Annotated in this window: 3 protein-coding genes and 1 pseudogene; 1 reads left to right on the top strand and 3 read right to left on the bottom strand. The window is 37.3% G+C overall.

What is annotated here, in order from left to right; genetic code table 11:
* Nucleotides 1-46: 46 nt before the first annotated feature.
* The 3 genes and pseudogenes from P9B04_RS13185 to P9B04_RS13175 all read right to left on the bottom strand — a co-directional run bounded on the left by P9B04_RS13185 (nt 47) and on the right by P9B04_RS13175 (nt 3,135).
* The gene (locus P9B04_RS13185) at nt 47-478 is read right to left on the bottom strand and encodes a HaeII family restriction endonuclease (RefSeq protein WP_342055451.1); all 432 of its coding nucleotides are present in this window, start codon (nt 476-478) and stop codon (nt 47-49) included.
* A 72-nt stretch (nt 479-550) separates the two neighbouring features.
* A pseudogene (locus P9B04_RS13180) lies at nt 551-1,516 on the bottom strand (DNA cytosine methyltransferase); the annotation flags it as partial.
* Between the two features lie 65 nt (nt 1,517-1,581).
* Complete coding sequence (locus P9B04_RS13175; RefSeq protein WP_342055450.1) at nt 1,582-3,135, bottom strand: M16 family metallopeptidase; 1,554 nt, start codon at nt 3,133-3,135, stop codon at nt 1,582-1,584.
* Nucleotides 3,136-3,585: 450 nt separating this feature from the next.
* Here P9B04_RS13175 and P9B04_RS13170 point away from each other — a divergent pair, with 450 nt between their 5' ends.
* Nucleotides 3,586-5,565 (top strand): amylo-alpha-1,6-glucosidase, encoded by a 1,980-nt coding sequence (locus tag P9B04_RS13170; protein ID WP_342055449.1) that lies wholly within the window; start codon nt 3,586-3,588, stop codon nt 5,563-5,565.
* Nucleotides 5,566-5,639: the final 74 nt, after the last annotated feature.

Raw genomic sequence — 5,639 nt, 5'->3', positions numbered from 1 at the left:
CTCTATAAAAAACCCCATCTTCATTCTCATAAATCATTCCTGATTGCTATAGTAAGTTTTCAATCTTAAATTTTTCTGGGGATGACACTCCTGAAATAATAAGTTTTAGAATAGAAGATATTACACCCATTTTTTCTTTAAACTTTTCATAAATATACTTTTCAATAACACCAGGATGATCCTTATTAAAAGTATCTAGGATGTTTAAAATATCTGGAGGCATTGCATTATTGTTCCAAATATCATCTTGAAATCGACTTGATGAAGTAGATGACTGTTTTAATAGTCTATCTGTTACTTGATCTCTCCACACTTTCGACTTTATTCTATAGTCTTCCTTATTTAATGGATCAATATTCTGCTGAATGCGAGAATGATAAAGAACTTCTGCAATTTGAATAGGTTTATAAAAACGAGTTCGAGACTTGTTAATTATTTTATCTAGTTGGGTTTTAGCTTTCTCAATTTCTGTGGACATAATTTCATCGAATAGTGTTGTTTGTATGAATTTCTCTGATTGTTTATTGTTTCCTATTTTATCAGGACTAACTGCATCAAGTATCAGGTTAATAATAGAAATCACACAAGGGATAGCAACAGAGTTACCAACTAATTTTCTAGCAGTAGAATAAGAACCAACCAATTTGTAAGAATCAGGAAATCCTTGTAGACGTAGCATTTCCCTTTCTGTTAAACGGCGTTTACCATTAACTAAGAGATAATTGTAAGAAGCACCCGCTCTCATAGCACAAGAGTAAGGATACGCACTAATATGTCCTCCTTTATTTTCGTGCCAAATGGTTAATTTATCATGAAGTTTTCCTTGATACTTAGCTAATCTATTACTTTGTATTTTTTCAGAGGCATAGTAAGATTCTGATACGTTTTGTTCTATAATTTTAGATAAAGGTTTCATGGAAATATTAGAGTTTTTCCAATTAAAATTAATTGGTTCACGAAAGCCAACAATAAAAATTCTTTCTCGTTTTTGAGGTAAACCAAAGTCTAACGCATTTAAAACTTTATGATGTGTATAATAACCTAAATCAGATAAAATATTCAAAATAGTCTTTAATGTTTTACCTTGATTATGTCCAACTAATTGTTTAACATTTTCTAAAACAAAAGCATTTGGTTTATGATAATCAAGAATCCTAGCGATTTCAAAAAATAGAGTTCCTCTAGTATCTTTAAAACCCTCCAGTTTGCCACAAATACTGAAAGGTTGACAAGGAAAACCTGCTAACAAAAGATCATGTTTGGGAATTGATGTCACTGGTATTTTTTTAATATCTCCTTGAGGTTTATCTTTAAAATTTACTTCATAGTTTTTTTGAGCATGATCATCAATATCTGAGCAGAAAACGCAGACAGGTTCTATATTTTTATCTTGAATTTTATACTTACGACAAGCTAAATCAATGGCAAGACGAAATCCACCAATACCACAAAATAGATCAATATACTTTAACTGTAAATTTGAATTATTTTTATTTAATTTCTCCTTAAAAAGCATAGATTTTATGAATAGTTAACTAACATTTTACTAGGATGAGTACTACTCATCCCATGCTTTGTCTGTTAAGACTTAGGTAAAATTCGTCCGATGGTCAAATTTTCAGGAACAAAAGTTGTTTTTGCTACTCTCTGAATATCACTGGGGGTAACAGCTTCGATAGCTTGTACTTGCTCAAATAAATTGCGCCAGCTACCTGTTTTTACTTCGTATTCTACCAACGCTTTACCCATACCTAAATTAGAGTCGAGGGAACGCAATAAACCTGCTCTAACTTGATTTTTAACCCGTTGTAATTCTTGTTCAGAAACTGGTTTATTTTTCAATTTTTCGATTTCTAGAGATAAGTCTTGAGCTACTTCTTCTAGGGATGCTTGGGGAGAAGTTTGAGCATAAAATAACATTAAGTTGGGGTACTTATTGGAGGGAAAGCCATTAAATCCTTGGGCGGCTAAAGCCACTTGTTTTTCTTCAACTAAGGACTTATATAAACGGGAGGTTCGACCGGAACTTAACAGGGTAGAAATTACCTGATAAATGGCATTGTCAGGATGACTTAAAGCAGGAACATGATAACCTTTTAAATACCAGGGTTGAGAGGCTAATTTTAAGGTAACTTCTCTGGTTTCTTTTTGTTCTGGTTCTACTTTTGTTACTTTGGGGGGTTCTGGTTTTTCTCTATAGCGACCAAAATAAACTTTAGCTAACTGTTGAACTTTTTGGGGATTGACATCACCGACGATAGAAATTGTTAGATTATTTGGACCATAGTAAGTGTTAAAAAAGTCTCGAATATCTTGACGGGTTAAGTTGCGAATATCTTGGTTGTAACCAATGGTGGGACGTTTATAAGGATGCTCTGTAAAAGCAGTATCTAAAAAGGCTTCTACCATGGTACCAATGGGATTATTTTCTGTGCGTAACCTTCGTTCTTCTAAGATAATATTTTGCTCTTTATAGAACTCCCGAAAGACAGGATCTAAAAATCTTTCTGATTCTAGGGACATCCATAATTCTAATTTATTCGAGGGAAAACTATAAAAGTAAACGGTTGAATCTGGGGAAGTTTGAGCATTGAGATTAATTCCTCCTGCGGTTTCTATAATTCGTCCCAAGGCATTTTGTTGTACATAACTAGCCGCTTCAACTTGAACTTCTTTAAATGCTGCTGTTAATTTGTTTATTTCTTCTTGATTTTCTGTTTCTTTAGCAGTTTTCAAATCCGAAACAATTTTATCTAAGCGACTTAAAACTTCTTTTTCTTTTTCGTAATCAGAAGTACCTATTTCTGTGGTTCCTTTAAAAGCCAAATGTTCTAAAAAATGAGCTACTCCTGTCTTGCCATCTGGTTCATCGGTTCCCCCAACATCAGCATAGGTGACAAAGGAAACCACAGGTGCATCATGGTTTTCCATGATAATAAATTTCATGCCGTTGTCTAAAGTAAATTCTGTAACTTGTTCTACGGCACGATTTAAATAAGGTGTAATGGAAGAGGAGGAAGCAGAAGATTGGGTTTGAGCCAAAGCTGGAACATTTCCCCAAAGAAGCAAGATTAGACAGATAAGGCTAATAGTGTAACGAATGAGATAAGAGAATCTAAACAACTTAATGACCATAGAGATAAGAAATATCCTGAAAGACGAATATATTCTTTTATAGCATATCAAAATTAACAGCTAAATGAATATAAGTTATAATTTAATCTAAACTTTAAGAATGATTTATTGTAAGTCCTTTTAATGTGATTGGTAAAGCTAATTATTGGTGAAGCTTTTATTGGTTATTGCCATAATTTATGATGGTCATTTTTTAGGAACTAAATCTATTTATAGTCAATTATTAAACCCCATTGGGCAACGATGGACTCAAGACATTGTTTAATTACTAATATTAATTCTGACTTCTAACCCCTGACTCCTTATGGGGAAGGAGTCATAATTGATTGTGGATCACCATTTTTGATCCAGTGGAGGGATACAATAAGAAAACATAGTTAAATAATAGAAGATTGAGCAAAAAAGTTTATACAATCTTCCTAGTCATGAGAGTTAACCCATCGAGTATTCATGAGCTTTAACTATGGACGGGAAATTTGCGGTAATTTAAGCACAGCCCAATCAAGGGAATGGTTGATTACAAACGGCATTGGAGGCTACGGTTGTGGTACCATTTCAGGGGTAATCACCCGTTGTTATCATGGATTATTGATAGCTGCCTTGAATCCTCCTCTAAAACGAACCTTATTATTATCAAAACTAGACGAAACTATCCAATACGATTATCAAACATACTCTTGTTTTACCAACCGTTGGTTTGATGGGACCATCTCTCCCCAAGGCTATTTAAACATCGAGAGTTTCCGCTTGGAAGGAACAATTCCTGTCTGGACTTTTGCTTGCGGAGATGCACTGATTGAAAAAAGAATTTGGATGCAACAAGGGGAAAATACCACTTACACCCGTTATACCTTCAAACGGGGCAGTAAATCCCTACAATTATCTATTAAAGCCTTAGTTAATTACCGCGATCATCACGGGACCACTCAATCAGGACAGTGGAAAATGGGGGTAGAAGAGGTGCCAAAAGGCTTGTGTGTCTCCCCTTATGCCGAAGCAACCCCTTTTTATCTCTGGGCCCCAAGTGCAGACGTTACCCTAAACTATCACTGGCATTTGGGTTATGATTTAGCGATGGAGAGGTATCGGGGTTTGTGGGATCGAGATGATCACTATAACGCCGCTACCTTCAACAAATCCCTCGAACCAGGGGAGTCCATGACTATTGTAGCTAGTACAAACCCTCGGTCATCTTTAGACGGCAAACAAGCATTAGAAGAACGATATCAATACGAAGAGGGTTTACTGCGGCGTTGCTCTCATTTTTCTGTTCCTTGGATCAAACAATTGGTTCTAGCGGCGGATCAATTTATTGTCAATCGTCCTTCGACCAATAACCCAGATGGTAAAACCATTATTGCTGGTTATCCTTGGTTTGCAGACTGGGGACGAGATAGCATGATTGCTTTACCTGGACTAACCCTAACCACAAACCGCCCCGACATTGCTCACGACATTCTCAGTACCTTTTCTAAATACTTGGACGGGGGAATGTTACCCAATGTATTCCCCGATGATAATCAAACTCCTCAGTACAATACTGTAGATGCTATCCTCTGGTATTTTGAGGCCATTCGCACCTATTACACTCTTACCAAAGATATTACTTTATTAAAAGACCTTTATCCCCTTCTGCAAGAGGTGATTGAATGTCACCGTCAAGGAACCCGTTATAACATTCATCTCGATAGCGATCATTTAATTTATGCTGGTCAAGAAGGAACTCAGTTAACCTGGATGGATGCTAAGGTGGGAGAATGGGTGGTTACTCCTCGTCACGGGAAACCGATCGAAGTCAACGTGCTATGGTACAACGCCTTGACTATTATGATCGAAATTGGGGATATTTTAGGGCAACCAACCGGAGAATACAAAACCATGGCCCGTAATACCCATGAAGGTTTCCAAAGATATTGGCATCCTTCCCTAAAATACTGTCAAGATATCTTAGATAGTCCTAACGGCCATGATAAGTCCATGCGGCCTAATCAAATTTTTGCGGTTTCCCTACCCCACAATAAAATAACCCCTCCCCTACTCAAACCGGATCAACAAAAGTCTGTGGTGGATACAGTGGCAAAAATGTTAATAACCTCTCACGGGTTGCGATCGCTGTGTGCTACCCATCACCAATATCAAGGCCGTTACGGTGGAGATCAAGTATCGAGGGATAAGAGTTATCATCAAGGAACGGTTTGGGCTTGGTTGATTGGTCCATTTGTGGAGGCCCATTGGCGAGTTTATGGCGATCGCAATTTGGCTAATAGTTTTCTTGAACCGATGGCTAATCACCTCAATGATGGGTGTGTGGGCAGTATTAGCGAGATTTTTGACGGTGATGCTCCCATGATCCCCAGAGGTTGTTTTGCCCAAGCTTGGAGTGTGGGGGAAGTTTTGAGGGTGTGGGCAGAAATTAACGATCCTTCGTGACACTCCTCCCGACGCTGAGCCAGTGGGTACAGCGCAGGCTTCCCTACCTCACGATAGGACGTTACTGCTTCATC

The sequence above is a fragment of the Crocosphaera sp. Alani8 genome (genome assembly GCF_038442745.1).
GTDB lineage: Bacteria > Cyanobacteriota > Cyanobacteriia > Cyanobacteriales > Microcystaceae > Crocosphaera.
The sequence above is the reverse complement of the archived record's forward strand: the minus strand, read 5'-3'. Positions and strand labels throughout refer to the sequence as shown.